16 protein-coding genes, 1 rRNA gene and 1 riboswitch are annotated in these 19,856 nt (G+C 73.4%); of the genes, 3 read left to right on the top strand and 14 right to left on the bottom strand.

The annotated features are described in order from the left end of the window. Positions 1–39: 39 nt before the first annotated feature. Together ACYVO2_RS32070 and ACYVO2_RS32065 are read right to left on the bottom strand one after the other, a co-directional pair. A complete protein-coding gene (locus ACYVO2_RS32070; RefSeq protein ID WP_461011589.1) occupies positions 40–822 on the bottom strand; it encodes a CPBP family intramembrane glutamic endopeptidase in 783 nt (260 codons plus the stop codon). Between the two features lie 80 nt (positions 823–902). Next, the gene (locus ACYVO2_RS32065) at positions 903–2,396 is read right to left on the bottom strand and encodes a glutamate--cysteine ligase (protein ID WP_461011588.1); all 1,494 of its coding nucleotides are present in this window, start codon (positions 2,394–2,396) and stop codon (positions 903–905) included. Positions 2,397–2,987: 591 nt separating this feature from the next. Here ACYVO2_RS32065 and ACYVO2_RS32060 point away from each other — a divergent pair. Next, a complete protein-coding gene (locus ACYVO2_RS32060) occupies positions 2,988–3,557 on the top strand; it encodes a hypothetical protein (protein WP_461011587.1) in 570 nt (189 codons plus the stop codon). Positions 3,558–4,019: 462 nt separating this feature from the next. Then, complete coding sequence (locus ACYVO2_RS32055; protein ID WP_461011586.1) at positions 4,020–4,217, top strand: DUF5999 family protein; 198 nt, start codon at positions 4,020–4,022, stop codon at positions 4,215–4,217. 291 nt (positions 4,218–4,508) lie between these two features. Here the strand turns inward: ACYVO2_RS32055 and gcvP are convergent, their stop codons facing one another. Then, complete coding sequence (gene gcvP, locus ACYVO2_RS32050) at positions 4,509–7,445, bottom strand: aminomethyl-transferring glycine dehydrogenase (protein WP_461011585.1); 2,937 nt, start codon at positions 7,443–7,445, stop codon at positions 4,509–4,511. A 200-nt stretch (positions 7,446–7,645) separates the two neighbouring features. Beyond that, a riboswitch (glycine riboswitch) is annotated at positions 7,646–7,756 on the bottom strand. A 135-nt stretch (positions 7,757–7,891) separates the two neighbouring features. On the opposite strand from gcvP, the gene ACYVO2_RS32045 reads away from it, so the two are divergent. After that, positions 7,892–8,257, top strand: coding sequence for a PRC-barrel domain-containing protein (locus ACYVO2_RS32045; RefSeq protein ID WP_461011584.1), 366 nt, complete (start codon positions 7,892–7,894; stop codon positions 8,255–8,257). 13 nt (positions 8,258–8,270) lie between these two features. Here the strand turns inward: ACYVO2_RS32045 and ACYVO2_RS32040 are convergent, their stop codons facing one another. The 11 genes from ACYVO2_RS32040 to rrf all read right to left on the bottom strand — a co-directional run. Beyond that, complete coding sequence (locus ACYVO2_RS32040; RefSeq protein WP_461011583.1) at positions 8,271–9,734, bottom strand: DNA polymerase IV; 1,464 nt, start codon at positions 9,732–9,734, stop codon at positions 8,271–8,273. 93 nt (positions 9,735–9,827) lie between these two features. Next, on the bottom strand, positions 9,828–10,445 hold the full coding sequence (locus ACYVO2_RS32035) for a MerR family transcriptional regulator (RefSeq protein ID WP_461011582.1): 618 nt from the start codon (positions 10,443–10,445) through the stop codon (positions 9,828–9,830). Between the two features lie 339 nt (positions 10,446–10,784). Then, positions 10,785–11,258 (bottom strand): bifunctional nuclease family protein, encoded by a 474-nt coding sequence (locus ACYVO2_RS32030; protein ID WP_461011581.1) that lies wholly within the window; start codon positions 11,256–11,258, stop codon positions 10,785–10,787. Positions 11,259–11,338: 80 nt separating this feature from the next. Further along, entirely contained in the window at positions 11,339–12,100 is a 762-nt protein-coding gene (gene ftsR, locus ACYVO2_RS32025) for a transcriptional regulator FtsR (protein ID WP_461011580.1), read from the bottom strand. 145 nt (positions 12,101–12,245) lie between these two features. After that, complete coding sequence (locus ACYVO2_RS32020; RefSeq protein WP_461011579.1) at positions 12,246–13,202, bottom strand: FHA domain-containing protein; 957 nt, start codon at positions 13,200–13,202, stop codon at positions 12,246–12,248. Positions 13,203–13,257: 55 nt separating this feature from the next. After that, on the bottom strand, positions 13,258–14,220 hold the full coding sequence (locus tag ACYVO2_RS32015) for a DUF881 domain-containing protein (RefSeq protein ID WP_461011620.1): 963 nt from the start codon (positions 14,218–14,220) through the stop codon (positions 13,258–13,260). A 722-nt stretch (positions 14,221–14,942) separates the two neighbouring features. Then, positions 14,943–15,275 (bottom strand): small basic family protein, encoded by a 333-nt coding sequence (locus ACYVO2_RS32010; protein WP_461011578.1) that lies wholly within the window; start codon positions 15,273–15,275, stop codon positions 14,943–14,945. Further along, positions 15,272–16,219 carry a DUF881 domain-containing protein gene (locus ACYVO2_RS32005; RefSeq protein WP_461011577.1) on the bottom strand — a complete coding sequence of 316 codons (948 nt, stop codon included), beginning with the start codon at positions 16,217–16,219 and terminating at the stop codon, positions 15,272–15,274. Before ACYVO2_RS32005 ends, ACYVO2_RS32010 begins: the two co-directional genes overlap by 4 nt. A gap of 219 nt (positions 16,220–16,438) precedes the next feature. After that, positions 16,439–18,934 (bottom strand): sugar phosphate nucleotidyltransferase, encoded by a 2,496-nt coding sequence (locus ACYVO2_RS32000; protein WP_461011576.1) that lies wholly within the window; start codon positions 18,932–18,934, stop codon positions 16,439–16,441. Positions 18,935–19,056: 122 nt separating this feature from the next. Then, the gene (locus tag ACYVO2_RS31995) at positions 19,057–19,665 is read right to left on the bottom strand and encodes a CDP-alcohol phosphatidyltransferase family protein (RefSeq protein WP_461011575.1); all 609 of its coding nucleotides are present in this window, start codon (positions 19,663–19,665) and stop codon (positions 19,057–19,059) included. A gap of 116 nt (positions 19,666–19,781) precedes the next feature. After that, positions 19,782–19,856, bottom strand: a 5S ribosomal RNA gene (gene rrf / locus ACYVO2_RS31990); the annotation flags it as partial.

Raw genomic sequence — 19,856 nt, 5'->3', positions numbered from 1 at the left:
GCGGGCCCGCCACCGGGCCCGCCCCGCTCGCCGCCCGCCTCACGCCGTCGGCAGCCAGCTCACCTTCCCGGCCAGCAGCGCGTACCCGACGAACGCCACGATGTCGATCAGCGCGTGCGCCACCACCAGCGGCCCCACCCGCCCCCACCTGCGGTACAGCAGGCAGAACAGCACGCCCATGGCCATGTTCCCGACCAGCCCGCCGATGCCCTGGTACAGGTGGTACGAGCCGCGCAGCACCGAGCTGAACGCCACGGCGGCCGGCCAGGTCCAGCCGAGCTGGCCCAGCCTGCGCAGCACGTAGCCGATGACGATGACCTCCTCGAGCACCGAGTTCTGCACCGCCGACAGCACCAGCACGGGGATCTTCCACCACACGTCGGGCAGCGACTCGGGCACCACCGTCAGGTTGAACCCGGCGGCCCGCGCCCCGAGGTAGAACGCGAGCCCGGTGCCCCCGACGCCCGCCGCGACGGCGGCGCCCCAGGCCAGGTCGAAGCGGGGCCTGCGCAGGTCGAAGCCGATCGCCCGCAGCGCCGCGCCCTCCCGGGTGAGCAGGTGCGCGACCAGTGCCACCGGCACCAGCGAGGAGGCGATGGAGAACAACTGCCAGGCGAGGTCGAGCCACGGCCGCCCCGGCGCGCGCGAGCCCACCAGGGTGGCGGCCTGGTCGGAGAGGCCGCCCGGCTCGGTCAGCGACCCGGTGAAGTCGATGAGCGCGGCGAGGCCGCTCGCGCCCAGTGACAGGGCCAGCACCAGGGCCAGCTCGTGGCGCGCGGTGCGCCGCGAAAGGCCGGTCTGCTCCGGCGAAGTGATCGTCACGCCTCTCCCAACGCGGCACGTGTCCCACGAGTGCCGACCGGGCCCGGCCGGCCGGGGGCGCCGCCCCGTCGGGGTTCCGCTCACTCCACCGGCCAGGTGTGCACCGGCTCCCCGGTCCGCATCAGGGCACAGTACCTGCGGGTCATCGCGGCCAGCGCCTCGGCCCTGCCCAGGTTCCCGCGCTCGCGCAGCAGGTGGAAGGTGCGCGCCTGCCACTCGGCGCCGTTGGTGCCGCGCGCGCAGCGCTGCTCGATCACGCCGAGGTAGCGGTCGCGGTCCACCGGCTCCACGCCCCACGCGTCCAGGCCCGCGGCCGCGAGCGGCAGCAGCTCCTCGCGCACCAGGCGGGCCACCGGCACCTCCGTCAGGCCGCCGCCGCGGGACCTGGGCCAGCGGAGCACGGCGCCGATGCCGTCGCGGGAGGCGACGTGGAAGTTGTCTGCGGCGACCTCGAACGGCAGCCGGGTCCAGATCGGCCGGGACTCCTCGGCGAGCGAGCGCACCAGGCCGTAGTAGAAGGCGGTGTTCGCCAGCACGTCGGTCACGGTCGGCCCCGCGGGCAGCACCCGGTTCTCCACGCGCAGGTGCGGCACGCCGCCCGACACGTCGTACACCGGGCGGTTCCAGCGGTAGATGGTGCCGTTGTGCAGCACCAGCTCCCGCAGCGCGGGCACGCCGCCGCCGTCGAGCACCCGCTCGGGGTCCTCGTCGTCGCAGATCGGCAGCAGCGAGGGGAAGAAGCGGACGTTCTCCTCGAACAGGTCGAGGACGGAGTCGATCCAGCGCTCGCCGAACCAGGCCAGCGGGCGCACGCCCTGCGCCTTCAGCTCCTGCGGCCGGGTGTCGGTGGCCTGCTCGAACAGCGGCGGCCTGGTCTCGCGCCACAGCTCGCGCCCGAACAGGAACGGCGAGTTGGCACCGACGGCCACCTGGGCGGCGGCCATGGCCTGGGCCGCGTTCCACACCTGCGCGAACCGGCCGGGGGTGACCTGGAGGTGCAGTTGGAGGGAGGTGCAGGCCGCCTCGGGGGCGATCGACGCCGAGGTCACGGCGAGGCGCTCCACGCCCTCGATGTGCAGGGAGAGGTCCTCGCCGCGCGCGGCGAGGATCTGGTCGTTGAGCAGTCGGTAGCGGTCGGCGCGGGAGAGGGTGGACTTGACCAGGTCCTCGGAGCCGAGGGTGGGCAGGATGCCCACGAGCACGATCCGCGCCCCGGCCTCCTGCGCCTTGCGGTCGGCGTAGGCCAGGCAGGTGCGCAGCTCCTCCGCGAGCTCGTCCAGCACCCGGCCGCCGAGGCGGTGCGGGGTGACGTTCACCTCGAGGTTGAACTGCGCCAGCTCTGTCTGGAAGTCGCGGCTGGCTATCCGCTCCAGCACCTCGTCGTTGACCATCCGCGGCAGCCCCGCGGCGTCCACCAGGTTCAGTTCGAGCTCGAGACCCATCAGGTTCCGCGGCCGGTCGAACCTCTTCTCCCGCAGCAGCCGTTCCAGCGCGGACAGGCACAGGCGCAGCTTGCGCCGGTACCGCTGCCGATCGGAGAGGTCGAACGCGCTGACCCCGACCTTCTCTCCCACCGAGGCTCCCCTTTCCGTGGACCCCGCTCCAGACCCTGCTGCCCTGGATGCGCCCAGCGACAAATACTGCCCAGCGACCATGATCCATAAGGCCGGGTCGCCCGCCGTCACCTGGGCGGCGCCTGCCCGGCGCCGTACGGCATATTCCTCTGGCAGTAACGGCCCGGACATGGAACACGGGCATGGGAAAGGGGGTTATCCCTGGCACACATGCCAGAGGACTCGTCTACCCGGAACCAGCCATCCGCAATCGGAGGGAATCCGCAGCCAGGAGCAGCCACCATCTCCGCCACCAGGGCTTTGACCTCTACTGATCACGGCCGGTAATCCCCTTGCAGGTCATCCGGGGGATTAGTAGAGGAAACATTGCGGGAACAAATGTCGTATAAACTCCACCCTCAAGGCAGACATCCCGCGACCCACCCTATGGCGCGCGCACGCCATGGCCCAGGGAAGGGGTCCGCATGCCATCCCCGCACCACCGCGCATCCGCGACCCCCACCCCGCAAGCCCGGTGTGCTCTGCCGACCTGCCGACAGCGCCGTCCGCACCCTTTCGTACGCCCACTCCACCAGTGAGAGGCGATCCGTCATGCCGCTGTACACCCCGCCGGCTCCCGCCCCCGCCCTCCGGGCGGTACTGGCAGCCCTCAACTCCCCCGCCGCCACCCGCACCGCCCCGGCCCTGCACGCCACCCCAGGTCCGGTGACCACCTCGCACCCGCACCCCGTCCACGTCCTCGAGCACTGCACCGACGGCCACCGCGCGCTCGCCGCCGCCCGCCGTACGGGGTGGCGTTTCCTGATCAACGCGGGCGACACGCCCGTCGCGGTCGCGGAGACGCTCCAGACCCCCGACGGCTGGGCCTTCTCCCACTTCGGCCAGGGCCCGTTCCTGGTCTCCACCTACCGCGCGCTCGGCCAGGCGCAGTCCCTCAAGGGCCGCCACCAGCCCCGCATGCTCTCCGTCCCCGGCCTGTACATGCTGGCGCTGTGGCTGCACGACGACTCCGCCGAGGACCACGCGGAGGATCTGCTCGTCCCGCTGGCCCCGGCACCCCCCGGCATCGCGGCGCACCGCGTGCACCGCGCGGCGGATCTGCTGCCCGCGCTGGCCCCGCGCCTCCCCTCCGGCGCGTCCCTGCTGGCCAGCTCCGCCTGAACCCCGGACTCCGCGGCGCCCCCGGGGCGCCGGCGCACCGGGCCCGCTCCGCGTCCGCGCGGGGCGGGCCCGGCCGCGTTTGCACCCGCGCGCGGATGGCTGATATGGATCACCGCCGAGCGGGCAACCGCTAGCGTGGGTGCGGCGTCTGACGAAGCAGGGGCGGTCCCGGCCGCCCCCGGGCGCAGCAAGATCCGCGACACGAGGACCGGCGGCGCCGGTGACCGTGTCGCAGCCACACCCGCATCCGGAAAGCACCCGGGAAAAGCGACCGGAGAGAAAAAAGCGAACAACAGCTCGGAGGAAATCCGTGCGCGGACGAGCCGCCGGGGCAACACTGAGATCCGGCAGGCGCCGTCCGGCGCTCCGACCGTCGTACGTCACTTCCGAACGGGGGAAGCGGCCATGCACACTCCCTCAAGCCGCGCCATGACCACAACGCAGCGAAAGACCATGTCCACCATGTGCCAGCACCAGCCACCCTGCCCCACCGCGGACTCCCCTGACCGTGAGGCCGCGCACACCGTCGCGCGCCACCCGGAGCAGGGCTGGAGCCTGCTCTGCAACGGCGTCCTGCTCTTCGAGGACACCGGGGAGCTGCTGCCCGACGGGCAGATCATCGCTCCGCACCGGCCGCTGGCCAAGCTCGTCGCCGCCTGAACCGGCACCGCCCGGACGTGCGGCGCACGTCCCCGCGGCCCGGCACCACAGCGCCACACCTCCTCGGAAGCCGCCCGGCAGGGCCACCCGGCCCGGAGCCGGACGGCTTCGCCGGCGCCGCGCGCCCGCACCCGGCGGGCGCCCCTCCGCGGCGCGGCGTGCACCGTCACGCGAAGCGGCCGTCGTGGGCAACGGCGGTCATTCGAAAAACGGGGCCGGCACGGCGTCACCGCCGCACCGGCCCCACTCCGCCCTCCCCCGGGGCCGCGCCGCGCGCCGCCCCGGCGGATTTCAGCCGTCGTACTCCTCCAGCGGCGGGCACGAGCACATCAGGTTGCGGTCACCGAACGCCTGGTCGATGCGGCGCACCGGCGGCCAGTACTTGTCCGCCGCGGACACCGTGCCCGGGAACGCCGCCTCCTGCCGCGAGTAGGGCCGCGCCCACTCCCCGGCCAGCACCGCGGCGGTGTGGGGCGCGCCGCGCAGCGGTGAGTCCTCCACGGGGAACTCGCCCGCCGCCACCCGGTCGATCTCCCCGCGGATGGCGATCATGGCCTCGCAGAACCGGTCGAGTTCGGCCAGGTCCTCGCTCTCGGTGGGCTCGATCATCAGGGTTCCGGCCACCGGGAACGACATCGTCGGCGCGTGGAACCCGTGGTCGATGAGCCGCTTGGCCACGTCGTCCACGGTCACGCCGGTCGCCTTGGTCAGCGGGCGCAGGTCCACGATGCACTCGTGCGCCACCAGGCCGCCGGGGCCGGTGTAGAGCACGGGGTAGTAGGGCGCGAGCCGCTTGGCGACGTAGTTCGCGCTGAGCACCGCCACCTGGGTGGCCCGCTTCAGCCCCTCAGCGCCCATCAGCCGCAGATACGCCCAGGAGATCGGCAGGATGCCCGCCGAGCCCCACGGCGCGGCGGAGATCGGCCCTACGCCCGTCTCCGGACCCGCGGCGGGCTGGAGCGGGTGGTTCGGCAGGTACGGCGCCAGATGGGCGCGCACCGCGACCGGGCCGACGCCGGGGCCGCCGCCGCCGTGCGGGATGCAGAAGGTCTTGTGCAGGTTCAGGTGCGACACGTCCGCCCCGAACTTCCCCGGACGGGCCAGCCCCACCAGGGCGTTGAGGTTGGCGCCGTCCACGTACACCTGCCCGCCGGCCTCGTGCACGGCCGCGCACACGTCGGCGATGTGCTCCTCGAACACGCCGTGCGTGGAGGGGTAGGTGACCATCAGCACGGCCAGGGTGTCCCGGTGCGCGTCGATCTTGGCGTGCAGGTCGGCCAGGTCCACGTCCCCGTCGTCGCTGGTCTTCACCACCACGACCTTCAGGCCCGCCATGGCGGCGCTGGCCGCGTTGGTGCCGTGGGCGGAGGACGGGATCAGGCAGACGGTGCGCTGCGCCTCACCGTTCGCCCGGTGGTAGGCGCGCACGGCGAGCAGCCCGGCGAACTCGCCCTGCGACCCGGCGTTGGGCTGGAGGCTGACCCGGTCGTAGCCGGTGACCTCCGCCAGCCGGTCCTCCAGCTCGCGGATCAGCGTCAGATAACCCTCGGCCTGCTCGGCGGGGGCGAACGGGTGCAGCGCGCCGAACTCCGGCCAGGTGATCGGCTCCATCTCGGCGGTGGCGTTCAGCTTCATCGTGCACGAGCCGAGCGGGATCATGCCGCGGTCGAGCGCGTAGTCGCGGTCGGCGAGGCGGCGCAGGTAGCGGAGCATCGCCGTCTCGGAGCGGTGGCGGTGGAACACCGGGTGGGTGAGCACCTCGCCCTGGCGCAGCAGGCCGTCCGGCAGGGCGTCGGCGGTCGCCTCGTCCAGCGCGTCCACGTCCGGCGCCCCGGCGTCGCCGGCCGTGCCGAAGGCGCGCCACACGGCGGCGAGCTGGGCGCGGCCGGTGGTCTCGTCGCAGGCGATGCCGACCAGGTCGGCGTCCACCTGCCGCAGGTTGACCCCGGCGGCCCGGGCCGCGGCCACGACGTCCGCGGCCCGGCCGGGCACCCGCGCGGTCACCGTGTCGAAGAACGCCTCGTGCACCACCTCCACGCCGCCCGCGCGCAGGCCGGCGGCGAGGACGGCGGCGTAGCGGTGGACGCGCCGGGCGATGGCGCGCAGCCCGTCGGGCCCGTGGTACACCGCGTACATCCCGGCCATGACGGCGAGCAGCACCTGGGCGGTGCAGATGTTGCTGGTGGCCTTCTCCCGGCGGATGTGCTGCTCGCGGGTCTGGAGCGCGAGCCGGTAGGCGCGGTCGCCGTCGGCGTCCACGGACACGCCGACCAGGCGCCCCGGCAGACTGCGGGCGAACGCCTCCTTCACCGCCATGTAGCCCGCGTGCGGCCCGCCGAAGCCCATGGGCACGCCGAAGCGCTGGCTGGAGCCGACCGCGATGTCCGCGCCGAGCTCGCCGGGGGACTTCAGCAGGGTCAGCGCCAGCAGGTCGGCGGCCACCGTGACGACGGCGCCGAGCTCGTGCGCCCGCTCGACGACGGGCGCCGGGTCCCGCACGGCGCCCGAGGCGCCCGGGTACTGGAGCAGCACGCCGAACAGGCCGCGCTCGGCGAGCCCGTCGGGCAGGCCGTCCGACAGGTCGGCGACGAGCACCTCGATGCCCTGCGGTTCGGCGCGGGTGCGCACCACGGCGATGGTCTGCGGCAGGCAGTCGGCGTCCACCAGGAACAGGCCCTGGCTGTCCGCGGAGGGCGCCTTGACCCGGCACACGCGGCGGGCCAGCGCCATGGCCTCGGCGGCCGCGGTGCCCTCGTCCAGCAGGGACGCCCCGGCGGTGGGCAGGCCGGTCAGGTCGGCCACCATCGTCTGGAAGTTCAGCAGCGCCTCGAGCCGGCCCTGCGATATCTCCGGCTGGTAGGGGGTGTAGGCGGTGTACCAGGCCGGGTTCTCCAGCACGTTGCGCAGGATGACCGGCGGGGTGAAGGTGCCGTGGTAGCCCAGGCCGATCATGGAGTGCAGGACCTGGTTGCGGTCGGCGAGCTCACGCAGCTCGGCCAGGACCTCGGCCTCGGTGCGGGCCTGCGGCAGGGCGAGCGACTCGGCGGACCGGATGGCGGCGGGCACCGCGGCGGCGGTCAGCTCGTCCAGCGAGCCGTAGCCGACGTGGGCCAGCATCTTGGCGCGGTCGGCGTCGTCGGGCCCGATGTGGCGCCGTTCGAAGGGCGTGCCGCGCTCGAGGTCGGCGAGGGACCGCCTGTCGGGTCCGCTGCTCGGGGTGGCAGTCATCTGCGGAGGCCTCCTGGTCGTGCGACCTGTGAGGGGCAACACAACGGCGTGTGCCCGGCGGCCTCCCCCTCTGTCAGCGCGACGCGGGCGTCACGACCTGAGAGCTTCACCGGGCTCCCCGCGGGGGACCCGGCTTGCACCGTCGGTGAGGGAGGGGTCCGGTGCACGCGCCCGTCGCCCGCCCTGCTTTCCAGAGTGACCTCGACCGCGCGGTACGGATGCCTGAGAGATTCCGGGGAGGATTTGCTCCTTCGGCGCCTTGCCCCAGGGACGGGTGCCCCAGGAGCGAAGGACTCTCCCGCGCGACGTCAACAGCCACTTCAACCCTATCAGCGCCGTACTCGAGGGATCCCTTCGGCCGCCTCGACTCGACACCGGACGTTTTGTGCCTTTTGGTGGGATTACCGCGGGGCCGTCCGCGCCCCGCGAACCGCTGGAGGACCACCGTGCAGACCGACATCGATCCGCGTGACCTGATCGGCCGCAAGGCGTTCGACCGCAACGGCGCCAAGATCGGCACCGTTGACGAGGTGTACCTGGACGACGCCACGGGCGAGCCCGAGTGGGCGGCCGTGCGCACCGGCCTGTTCGGCCGGGACGCCTTCGTCCCCCTGGAGCCCAGCGTCGTCGTCGGCGGAAACCTGCGCGTCCCCTACGACAAGGCGCTGATCCGGTGCGCCCCCGACTTCGGCGTGGGCCGCCACCTCTCGCCCGAGCAGGAGCTCCAGCTCTACCGCCACTACCACCTGGACGTCGACGCGGAGCCGTCCGAGTGCGCCCGCGAGGGCGAACTGGCCGGGGACGTCGAGTGACCGCCCCCGCACGTCACTGACCCTCCGCGTCCCCCTCCTCCTCCCCCGCTCCCTCCCCGCCTCCGCCCCGCAGCGGCAGCGGCTCGCCCGGCGCCAGTTGCGGGTCGTCCACCGGGAAGGTCCGCACCCGTCCCGGCGCCGACCACGGCGTCTCGAACCGGACGGTCACCCGGCCCACGCCGCTGCCCTGCACCCACCCCGGCCCGAGCTCCGCGTGCCGCACGTCCTGCCCCGGCAGCCACCGTCGCTCCGGCGCCCCGCGCACCGCCGCGAGGGGTCCGGCCGGGGCGGACGCCACCGCCGCCACCGCGCCGGACGGCCCGGCCCCGCCCTCCGCCTCCCCGGGGGCCCCGGGCCCGGCCGACGCCGCGGCCTCCCCCGCCACCTGCGCGAACAGGTCCTCCTGGGTGAAGTCCGCCAGACCGCTCACCCCCACGCCGAGCAGCCGCACCCCGCCGGTGGTGTCCACCGAGTCCACCAGGCGCCTGGCCACCTCGAGCACCACCGCCGGGTCGTCCGTCGGGGCGCGCAGCGTCTCGGACCTGGTGAGGGTGGAGAAGTCGAAGCGCCGCACCTTGACCACCACGGTCCGCCCCGACCGGCCGGAGTCCCGCAGCCTGCGCACGCACCGCTCGGCGAGGCGGTCGATCTCGTGCCGCACCCGGTCGCGGTCGGCCAGGTCCTCGTCGAAGGTGTCCTCCACGGACACCGACTTCGCCTCCCGCTCGGCGACCACCGGACGGTCGTCGTGCCCCACCGCCATCGAGTACAGGCCGGCCCCGTGCGCCCTGCCGAGCAGCCGCACCAGCTCCGCCTCGCCCGCCGCCGCCACATCGGCGACGGTGGCCATGCCGGCGCGGCGCAGGTGCTCGTCCGTGGCGGGGCCCACCCCGGGCAGCACCCGCACCGGCAGCGGGTCGAGCAGCGCCCGCTCGGTGCCCGGCTCGATCACCAGCAGCCCGTCCGGCTTCGCCCGCTCGGAGGCGATCTTGGCCAGCATCTTCGTCCCGGCCAGGCCCACCGACGCCGTCAGGCCCGTCGCCGCGGCGATGTCGCCGCGCAGGTCCTCCGCGAGTGCCCGCGCCACCGCGGAGACCGCCCGCCGGTCGGGCTGCCGCAGCAGCGCCCCGTGCGGGCCCTCCTCCAGGTCCAGGTACGCCTCGTCCAGGCTGAGCGGCTCCACCAGCGGGGACAGCTCCCGCAGCAGCCCCATCACCGTGTCGCTCACCTGCCGGTAGACGGAGAAGCGGGGCACCAGGAACGCCGCGTGCGGGCACAGCCGCCGCGCGTGGGCCATGGCCATCGCCGAGTGCACCCCGGAGCGCCGCGCCTCGTAGGAGGCCGTGGCCACCACACCGCGCGGCCCCAGGCCGCCGACGATGACGGGCTTGCCGCGCAGGCTGGGCTTGGCCGCCTGCTCCACGGACGCGTAGAAAGCGTCCATGTCCAGGTGCAGGATCGTCGGCGCGGACCTCACACCCCGATGGTCGCGCACGGCACTGACATCCGCCGGATCGAGGCCGGAGCGAGGAAACGGTGCCCGCGGCGGGCGGCGCCGCCCCGTGGTGCCTCAGCCCGCGCGGTTCCTGCGCCGGGCCAGCTCGTCCTCGGGGTTGTGGCCGACCAGCGTCTCGCCGGTGTCCACCCGCTCCCCGTGCAGTTGGGTGAGCGCGGCCTCGACCTCGCGCCACACCACGCCCACGGCGATGCCGAACACGCCCTGACCGCCCTGGAGGAGGTCCACCACCTCGTCGGGCGAGGCGCACTCGTACACGGTGGCGCCGTCGCACATCAGCGTCATGCGCCGCAGGTCGGCGAGATCGCGGGAGCGCAGGTGGCGCACCGCGGTGCGGATGTTCTGGAGGGACACGCCGGTGTCCAGCAGCCGCTTGACGATCTTCAGCACGGCGACGTCGCGCAGGCTGTACAGGCGCTGGGTGCCGGAGCCGTGCGCCGGGCGCACGCTCGGCTCGACCAGGCCGGTGCGCGCCCAGTAGTCGAGCTGCCGGTACGTGATGCCGGCGGCCGCGCACGCCGTGGGGCCGCGGTAGCCGATCACCTCCGCGTCCGGCGCGGCCCCCGCCGCGGCCGCCCCCTCCTCCGCCCGGAACCGGGGAGAGCGATGGGCCACAGCGCCGCGAGGGAGGAATCCGTCCCCCGGGGCCGTACCGCCGCCGGTGCTTCTCACGCCGACCTCCGTAAGTTCGCAATCCCGGACGCACCGCGCGGAAAATCCGGCCCGATGCCCGGCAACGCCGTCAAGCGAGAGCCTTCCGGGACCTTCCTTCACGACGGTAGGCAGTCACTGGGGGTGCGTCAACGATCGCCACACTCGGCACGCCGAGTGATATCAACCCCGCGAGTGGTTTGACGTGACCCGGGGCGGGGTAAGCCTAGCCGAATGGCCGCGCGGAGGCCGCCACGCGGTCCTGCGCGGTCCACCCGCGCCACCGGGGCAGGGGTGAGGACGGGCGGGTCCCGCCCGCGCCGGCGGCGCCCCGGAGGCGGGCGCGGCCGGCTCGCGGCATCACTGGTTGCTGGTGCCGAAGTCCTCGGGTGAGATCTGGTCGAGGAACTCGCGGAACTTCTCCACCTCGTCCTCCTGCTCGTCCGGGATGGCGATCCCGGCGTCGTCCAGCACACCGTCACTGCCGTAGATGGGCGTGTTGGTGCGCAGGGCGAGCGCTATGGCGTCGGACGGCCTGGCACTCACCTCCACACCGCTGGCGAAGACCAGCTCCGCGTAGAACACGCCCTCGCGCAGGTCGGTGATCCTGACCTCGGTGAGCTGCTGGCCGACGGCCTCCAGCACGTCCTTGAAAAGGTCGTGCGTCAACGGGCGCGCAGGCGTCATGCCCTGCTGCGCGAAGGCGATGGCTGTGGCTTCCCCGGGTCCGATCCAAATGGGCAGGTACCGATCGCCTCCCACTTCCCGCAGGAGCACGATCGGCTGGTTGGAGGGCATCTCGACCCGGACGCCCACGACGTCGAGCTCGTTCACACAGCAACCCTAGGCCGTGCCCGCCCGGTTTGGGTAGTCGGGCAGGGCCGCGCACCCCGGTCCCCGGCCGGGTGGGCAGGTCAGAGCATGCGCACCCGCAGTCCCGACTGGACCAGCGCGGCGTGCAGCCGCACCGCCAAGGTGGCCAGCTCGCGGGCGGTGGCCTCGGCGTGGGCGCGCGTCTGCGGGTTGCGGTGCCGCCGCAGCGGGGCGACCATCTGCTCCACCAGGCCGACCTCACGGTCGGCCGCCGCCTTAACCGCGCGCAGGTGGCGGGGCTCGAAGCCGTACCGGCCCAACTCGGCGAGGATCTTCACCACGGTGACCATGTCGCCGCCGTAGGAGCCGTCGGACGCGGACTCCACCAGCCCGTAACTCTCCCAGTCGGCCAGCTCCTGCTCGGTGACGCCGGTGGCGGCGAGCAGCTCGGCGCGGCCGAGCCGGGGCCCGTGGAAAGGGCTGTCGCCGCCCGCGTCGAACAGCTCCGCGGCCTCGTCGCCCGGGGCGGCCGTGCGGCGCTCGGCGGGGGCCGGCAGCGGCACCGGCTCCCCGCGGTCCAGCGCGTCCAGGTGCTCGCGGATCACCTTCAGCGGCAGGTAGTGGTCGCGCTGCATCCGCAGCACGTAGGCCAGCCGGTCCACGTCCCGCGGGCTGAACTTGCGGTAGCCCGACGGGGTGCGCTGCGGCTCGACCAGCCCTTCCGCCTCCAGGAACCTGATCTTGGAGATGGTGACCTCGGGGAACTCGTCCCGGAGCTGGTTGAGCACCGCGCCGATGCTCAGCAGTTGGGGGCCCGCGGTGGCGGCGCCGTGCGCGGTGCCGCCCGCCGGTGTACGAAGCATGGCTTCTCGATCCTCTCCGGCCGGGTGTTCCTCTCCGCCTCGTCCGCGAGCGCCCCGTGTCGGCCCCGCCCCCGCGGCCGCGCCCCGCCCGCCGCACGAGGGGCGGGCGGGGCGGCGTCGCGCCGGGGCGGGGTGGCCTGTCCGGTCAGACCCCCCAGTGGCTGGCGTGGAAGACCAGGCGGTACTTGCCGATCTGGACCTCGTCGCCGTTGTGCAGGGCCACCGAGTCGATGCGCTCCCGGTTGACGTACGTGCCGTTCAGGCTGCCCACGTCGGTGACGGTGAACCCCTCGGGGGTGCGCCGGAACTCCACGTGGCGGCGGGAGACCGTGACGTCGTCCAGGAAGATGTCGCTCTCCGGGTGGCGGCCCGCCGTGGTCACCTCGCTGTCGAGCAGGAACCGGCTGCCGGAGTTCGGCCCCCGGCGCACGATCAGCAGCGCCGAACCCGCGGGCAGCGCGTCCACCGCCGCCTGCGCCTCGGGGGACAGCGGAGGCAGTACCTGGCCCTCGCTGTCATAGGCCTCGAGGCCGGAGATCGAGATCGTGGACGTGGTCTCCGAGGGCCGCTCCGCTCCGGGGCCCGCCGCGCGCATGGGTGCGCCGCAGTTGGAGCAGAAGCGCCCCGCCTGCGGGTTGCGGTGCCCGCACCTGGTGCACACCGGCATGGACTCGGCCTCCTGCCGCTGACCCGCCTGGGTCGCGTACGGATCGGAGGCGAACCCTCCACCCGTGGTTGATGGTTCTCCGAAACCTATGCGGCCGGCACCGGCAGGGTCAACAGAACCCACGCCGCCGCCACCCGAATGGCCTCCCGGCCCCTCGCGGAACAGGGGACGGCCCTGGGCGTCCGCCGTGTCCTCGGGGGCGCCCCGCATGCCGGGAACGCCGGGACCCTGGCCCTGCTGCCCCTGGTCCTGGACCCGGTGGCGCGCCGTACGCCCCTCGGCGGACTGGCGCGAACGACCGAACAACTTCGCAAACAACTTCACGGGCGATTCCCCTTGAACGACCCAGACCCGCCCGTGGGGCAGGACGAACCCTCGTGGCCGGTGCTCCGGCCGCTCACCAACGCCCGCCCCTCCGGGACGGGAACCATCCACCTACCGGGCGTCACACCACTCGACGCCTCTTCGCCCAGTTTCACCCGATCGCGCCTCATTTCGGTGCCGAGCGAGCGTAGTCAGGCTGCTTCGCCTGTCGCAAGGCGTTCACAACGATCTTCTCATCGCGCACGACCGTGACCGTGGCCTGCTCCTTCTCCATGCTCTGGACCACTCCGCCGGGGATGTTGAGCGCCGGTTCCAGGTCCTGCGGGTTGCCGATCACCTTGAAGCGGTACGGCTGCGCGACCTTCTTACCGTCGATCTTCACTACCGGCCCCTCACCCTCCTGGGAGAGGTCGTCGGAGAAGAAGGTGTCGGCGACGACCCGTACGTCATTGATCTGGATCGCCTCCGCCCCCGCGGCCCTCAACTCCTGCAACGTGTCAAGCAGCATATCGGCACGAACGTGACCGCCGGGATCACGGATCGTCAATGTGATCCCGGGTCCCTCCGCGGGGACGGTTCCCGCCAGTACACCGAGCTGAGCGGCCTTCTTCTCCGTCTGTTTACGCGCCTCCTCGGCCTGGTCGGAGCTGTTCTCCAACTCCGCGCGCTGGTCCTCCAGCTCCCTCTTCTCCTCCTCCAGCCGCTCCTTCCTGCTGTCGAGCTCGTCGAGGATGCGCACCAGGTCCTCCTGGCGCGCCCCGCGCAGCCTGCTGTCGTCGCTGTTGGACCGCACCTGGATGGCCAGGCCGAGCCCGAGGGCGAACAGCAGCACCGCCACCGTGAGCTGGGCCCGGCTGATCCGCGGCGGCCACAGCGCGGCACGCAGGCGCTGCCTGCCGGAGGGCTCCGGCTCCTTCGCGGCCGTCCCCGCCCCGGCACGGCCCGGCGCCGGGTCCGGTTCGGCACCGGACCCGGCGGGCGGGCGGGCCGCCGCGGGACGGGGCGCCCCGCCGGTCCCGGCACCCGGGGCGCCGGGACTCGGGGCGCCGGGACCGGGGCGACCGGGGCCGGGGCGACCGGGGCCATCGGGGGCGGACGGCCTGCCGGGGGCGGGCGCGGCACCGGGCAGGGGGCGGGCCGCACCGGTGGGCGCGCCCGGCCTGCCCGGAGGCACCGGTGGGCGACCCGCGGGCCCCGCCGCGGAGGCCGGGGCGGGCCCGTGCCCGGGGCGCGGGCCGGCGGGCCTGCGGGGGGCGCCACCCGGGGCGGGCCTAGCCCCGGACGGCGGGACGGCACCGGGGCGCGGGCCACCGGGGGCGGGCGCCACACCACCGGCGGGCCTGCCCGGGGCGGAGTGCCCGCCCGGGGGGACCGGCCTGCCCGCGGGGTTCGGCCCGCCCGGGGCGGACGACCTGCCCGGGGCGGCGCCGGGGCGCGGGGCGGGACGGCGCGCGCCGGGGGTGTCCGGGGCGGGCGGGGTGCTCCGGGCCGGCGGGCTCCCCGAGGCCGGCCGGGCTGGCGGGGCGCTCCGGGCGGTGCCGCGCTCAGCGGCGTCCGGTGCCGAGGGCTTCGGTGCCGCGGCCTCGGACGTCGCCGCCTCGGACCCCGCGGCCCCGGGCGCCGGGGCGTCGGCCGCCGGGGTCCTCGGTGCCGCGGGGCCGGGTTCCCCGCGCTCGCCCGCCGCGGGTCGCGGCGTGTCCGGCGCCGAGGTCCCGGGTCCTGCCCCGGGCGCGGCCGGCTTTCCGGTCGGGCCGCGCTTCGGAGTCGTACCGCCGGTCGTCCGCTCCGCCGGACGGTCCTCGCCGCCGGGGACGGTGCCGCCGTCGTTGGTGTCGTCGTTCGCCATCGGCCTCACGCCCGGAACACGTGGCGCCTGATGGCGGCCGCGTTGGAGAAGATGCGGATGCCGAGCACGACCACCACGCCCGTGGACAACTGCGACCCGACGCCGAGCTTGTCGCCGAGGTAGACGATCAGCGCGGCCACGGTGACGTTGGACAGGAACGAGACGATGAACACCTTGTCGTCGAAGATGCCGTCGAGCATCGCCCGCACGCCGCCGAACACCGCGTCGAGCGCGGCCACCACGGCGATGGGCAGATAGGGCTCGACGCCGTCCGGCACCACCGGTCGGACGACGAGTCCCACCACGACTCCCACGACGAGCCCGAGTACGGCGATCACGATGTGCCCTTCCCTGTCCCGGTGTCCCCGGCGCCCGCGGACCCGCCCGCCGCCGGGGGCGCGACGTACCGCACGGTGAGGCTGGGTGCCGCGGGCAGCTCCACCCTGTCCTCGACGGCGATGCTCGCGCGGATGCCGAAGTTCTCCTTGAGCTGCCGCAGGTACCTGCCGTCCACGCTGTCCTGGAAGGCGGAGCTCAGCCGCGGCCCGTCGCCGACGGCCAGCACCGTGTAGGGGGGCGGCAGCGGCTTGTTGTCCACGAGTATGGCCTCGCCCGCGGCCCGGATCGCGGACAGCGACGTCAGGCGCTGCCCGTTGATGGCGATCGCCTCCGCGCCGGACTCCCACAGGCCGTTGACGACCCGCTGGAGGTCCCGGTCGCGCAGCCGTCCGCTGTCGGAGAAGCTGGAGCCCCGGGGCCCGTCCCCGTCGCCCTGCCGGGCGGTCTTCGCGTCGTTGACGACCAGTTTCAGGCCGGGGCCCGCCACCGGGGACGCGCCGGCCAGCAGCGACATCAGCTCGGCCTCGTCGCCGCCGCCGTCCGCCTCCAGGGCCTTGCTGCGCTCGGCGTCGACCTTCTCGCGCAGCGACTCCACCTCGCGCTGCGTGGCGTCGGCGTCGTCCCCGGCCTTCTCGATGCGCTCGATCAGGCCCTCGCGCTCCTTCGCCAGCGTCGGCGCCGCCTCCCGGGCCTGGACGGCGCCGAGCGTCACCACGAGCGCGGCCAGGAGCAGGCCGCCGGCCAGGCCCAACTTGGCGCGGGTGGTGCGCGGCATCCGCGAGGTGCCCAACTCGCCTCTGCGGGCGGCCGCTTCGGCGTACCCGTCGTCGAGGCTGTGGTCCATGACGTTGGTCAGCAGCGACATCGACGCGTCCGGGCGCGCTGGGCGCCCGGGGCGCACGCGTGTGCTCCGGGTGGGGTGCTGCTGCGGCATGCCGCACATCGTTGCACGTGAGCCGCCGTTCCCTCGAACGGCCCCGGTGGGACGCACCGTTCGACTGCCGGATCGTGACGAACGACACGGCGTACGCTCCGGGCACCGTCCGGCACCGGAGCGTACGCCTGGGGTTCACCCGCGCGGCACCCGGGTCCGCGGGACGCCGCGCGCCCCGGTGAGCACGGGGCGCGCGGGGGCGAACGGGGGGCGTATGGGGGGTGCGGGTCAGCGGCCCGCGCTGTCGACCACCGCCGCCCACTCGTCCAGCAGGGCCTGCGCCGAGTCGTCGTCGGGGCCCTCCGCCCACAGGTGCGTGACGGCCTCGGCCGGGTCGGGCAGCACCATCACCCAGCGGCCGTCGGCCTCCACCACGCGCACGCCGTCGGTGGTGTCCACGGACCGGTCCCCCGCGGCCTCCACCACGCGCCGCATGACCAGGCCCTTGACCGCCCACGGCGTGGCCAGGTCGCGGCGGTGCACATGGGCCCGCGGGATGCGGGCGTCGATCTGGCTGAGGGTGAGCTGGGTGCGGGCGACCAGGCCGACCAGGCGCACGAAGGCGGCCGTGCCGTCGAAGACGCCGCTGAACTCGGGGATGACGAAGCCGCCGCGGCCGTCGCCGCCGAAGACGGTGCCCTCCTCCTCGACCGCGTGGGTCAGGTCGTCCGGCGAGGTCGTGGTCCAGCGCACCTGCGTGCCGTGGTACGCGGCGACCTGCTCGGCGATCCGGGTGGTGGTCACCGGCAGCGCCACCCTGCCGCTGCGCCGTTCGGCCGCCACGAGGTCGAGCAGGACCAGCAGCGCTCGGTCGTCCTCGACGATCCGGCCGCGCTCGTCGACGAGCGACATCCGCTCGCCCACCGGGTCGAACCGCACCCCGAACGCGGCCCGCGCCGACGAGACCATCTCGCCGAGGTGGGTCAGCGCCGCCCGGCGCTCCTCGGCGGTCTCGGTGGGCTTGGCCTCGTTCAGGCCGGGGTTGATCGTCAGACTCTCCACGTCGAGCCGGCCGAGGAGGCTGGGCAGGACCAGGCCGGCGCTGCCGTTGGCGGCGTCGATGACGACCTTCAGCCCGGACTCCTTGACCCCGGAGGTGTCCACGGCGCGCAGCACCGCGCCCGCGTAGGAGTCGAAGACGCTGGCCGGGAAGCGCAGATCGCCTATCTCGCCGGGGAACGCCCTGCGGTACTCCTGGCGGGCGTAGACGCGGTCGAGCTTGCGCTGCCCGCCCTGGGAGAGGTCGGCGCCGCGCTCGTCGAAGAACATGATGTCCACCGAGTCGGGGACGCCCGGCGTGGTGCGGATCATGATGCCGCCGGCGCTGCCGCGCGCGGTCTGCTGCCGCGCCACCGGCATCGGCACGTTCTCCAGGTCGCGCACGTCGATCGCGCTGGCCTGGAGGGCGGAGATCATGGCGCGCTTCAGCGCCCGGGCGCCCCTGGAGTGGTCACGGGCGGTGGTGACCGTGGCGCCCTTCTTCAGGGTGGTCGCGTAGGCGCCGGCCAGCCGCACCGCGAGCTCCGGGGTGATCTCCACGTTGAGGATGCCGGAGACGCCGCGCGCGCCGAACAGCCGCTCCTGGCCGCGGGACTCCCAGATCACCGAGGTGTTGACGAACGCACCGGCCTCGATGGTCTTGAACGGGTACACCCGCACGCCGGAGGAGAGGATCGATTCCTCACCGATCAGGCACTCGTCGCCGATGACGGTGCCGTCCTCGATCCGCGCCGCCCGCATCACGTCGGTGTTCTTGCCGATCACGCAGCCGCGCAGGTTGCTCTGCTGGCCCACGTAGACGTTGTTGTGGACGACCGCCTTGTGCAGGAACGCGCCGGACTTCACCACCACGTTGCTGCCCAGCACCGTGTGCTCGCGGATCTCCGCGCCGGCCTCGACCTTGGCGTAGTCCCCGACGTACAGCGGGCCGCGCAGCACCGCGTCGGGGTGGACCTCGGCGCCCTCGGCGATCCACACGCCGGGGGAGATCTCGAAGCCGTCGATCTCGACGTCCACCCGCCCCTCGAGGACGTCGGCCTGCGCCTTCACATAGCTCTCGTGGGTGCCCACGTCCTCCCAGTAGCCCTCGGCGACGTAGCCGTAGATCGGCTTGCCGTCCTTCAGCAGCCGCGGGAAGACGTCACCGGACCAGTCCACGGGCTCGTCGGCGGCGACGTAGTCGAAGATCTCGGGCTCCATCACATAGATGCCCGTGTTGACCGTGTCCGAGAAGACCTGGCCCCACGTCGGCTTCTCGAGGAACCGCTCCACCCTCCCGTCCTCGTCCACGATCGTGATGCCGAACTCCAGGGGGTTGGGCACCCGGGTCAGGCAGACGGTGACCAGGGCTCCCTTCTCCTTGTGGAAGGAGATCAACTCGGTCAGGTCGAAATCGGTCAGCGCGTCGCCGGAAATGACGAGAAAGGAGTCGTCCCGCAACGCCGCTTCCGCGTTCTTGACGCTGCCCGCGGTACCGAGGGGCTTTTCCTCGTTGGCATAGGTGAGACTCATGCCGAGTTCCTCACCGTCGCCGAAGTAGTTGCGCACGAGTGAAGCGAGGAACTGCACGGTGACCACGGTCTCGGTCAGTCCGTGCCGCTTCAGAAGCCGCAGCACGTGCTCCATGATCGGTCGGTTGGCGACCGGCAGGAGCGGCTTGGGCATGCTCGAGGTCATGGGGCGAAGGCGGGTGCCTTCACCCCCGGCCATCACGACGGCCTTCATGTCGGAAGCGTCCTCCTTGGCGAGACGGCTGTCTGGCCAACGTCACCCGCCGGGAAGCCCGTGAACCAGCGCACGGGCATCCGGCCGCCGCACCTGTGCAGGAGTTGCCGCCGGAAGCGGGCTTAGTCGGCCGTGGGGTCCGCTCTGATCAGGCGGCGGACCTGCACCACGTAAAGGATCCCTGCCCACCAGTACAGCGTTGTACCCCAACCGGCGAACGCCCATCCGAAAATCGCAGCCAGTGACGCCAATGATCCGGATCCGTCACTGAGGAGGAGCAACGGGAAGGCATACATCAGGTTGAACGTGGCCGCCTTGCCGAGGAAGTTCACCTGGGGCGGCCCATACCCGTGCCGGGCGAGAATCGGGATCATCACCGCGAGCAGCAGATCCCGAGCGAGCAGGAGCACCGTCAGCCACAGTGGCAGAATGCCCCGCCAGGTCAGCCCGACGAGCGTGGTGAGCACGTAGAGGCGGTCGGCGGCGGGGTCGAGCACCCTGCCGAGGCTGCTGATCTGGTTCCAGCGACGGGCGAGCTTCCCGTCGAGGTAGTCGCTGACACCGCTGAACGCGAGGACGAGCAGCGCCCAGCCGTCGCTCTTCGGTCCGCCGAACTCGGGCCGGAGGATCAGCCACAGGAACAACGGCACACCGAGCAGGCGGGCCATGCTCAGCATGTTGGGGATGGTGAGGACACGGTCTGTCTGCACCCGTGTCTCCTGGACCTCCACCCGGGGTGCCTCCTGTACCACGTGCCGACGGTGCACCCTGACCCTACCGGATGGCCAAAAACAGCGAGGGCCTGGGTCCCTGTCCGAAGACAAGGCCCCAGGCCCTCACAAAAAGAGTCCGGCGGTGTCCTACTCTCCCACGAAGTCCCCTCCGCAGTACCATCGGCGCAGTAGAGCTTAGCTTCCGGGTT

Source organism: Streptomyces capparidis, from assembly GCF_054782095.1.
This window is presented reverse-complemented; position numbering and strand designations above follow the sequence as displayed.

Coding starts and splice junctions, on each gene's coding strand:
- ACYVO2_RS32060 (WP_461011587.1), top strand. CDS start 2,988: ATGCCGCTGTACACCCCGCCGGCTCCCGCCCCCGCCCTCCGGGCGGTA.
- ACYVO2_RS32055 (WP_461011586.1), top strand. CDS start 4,020: ATGTGCCAGCACCAGCCACCCTGCCCCACCGCGGACTCCCCTGACCGT.
- gcvP (WP_461011585.1), bottom strand. CDS start 7,445: ATGACTGCCACCCCGAGCAGCGGACCCGACAGGCGGTCCCTCGCCGAC.
- ftsR (WP_461011580.1), bottom strand. CDS start 12,100: ATGCTTCGTACACCGGCGGGCGGCACCGCGCACGGCGCCGCCACCGCG.
- ACYVO2_RS32005 (WP_461011577.1), bottom strand. CDS start 16,219: ATGTGCGGCATGCCGCAGCAGCACCCCACCCGGAGCACACGCGTGCGC.
- ACYVO2_RS32000 (WP_461011576.1), bottom strand. CDS start 18,934: ATGAAGGCCGTCGTGATGGCCGGGGGTGAAGGCACCCGCCTTCGCCCC.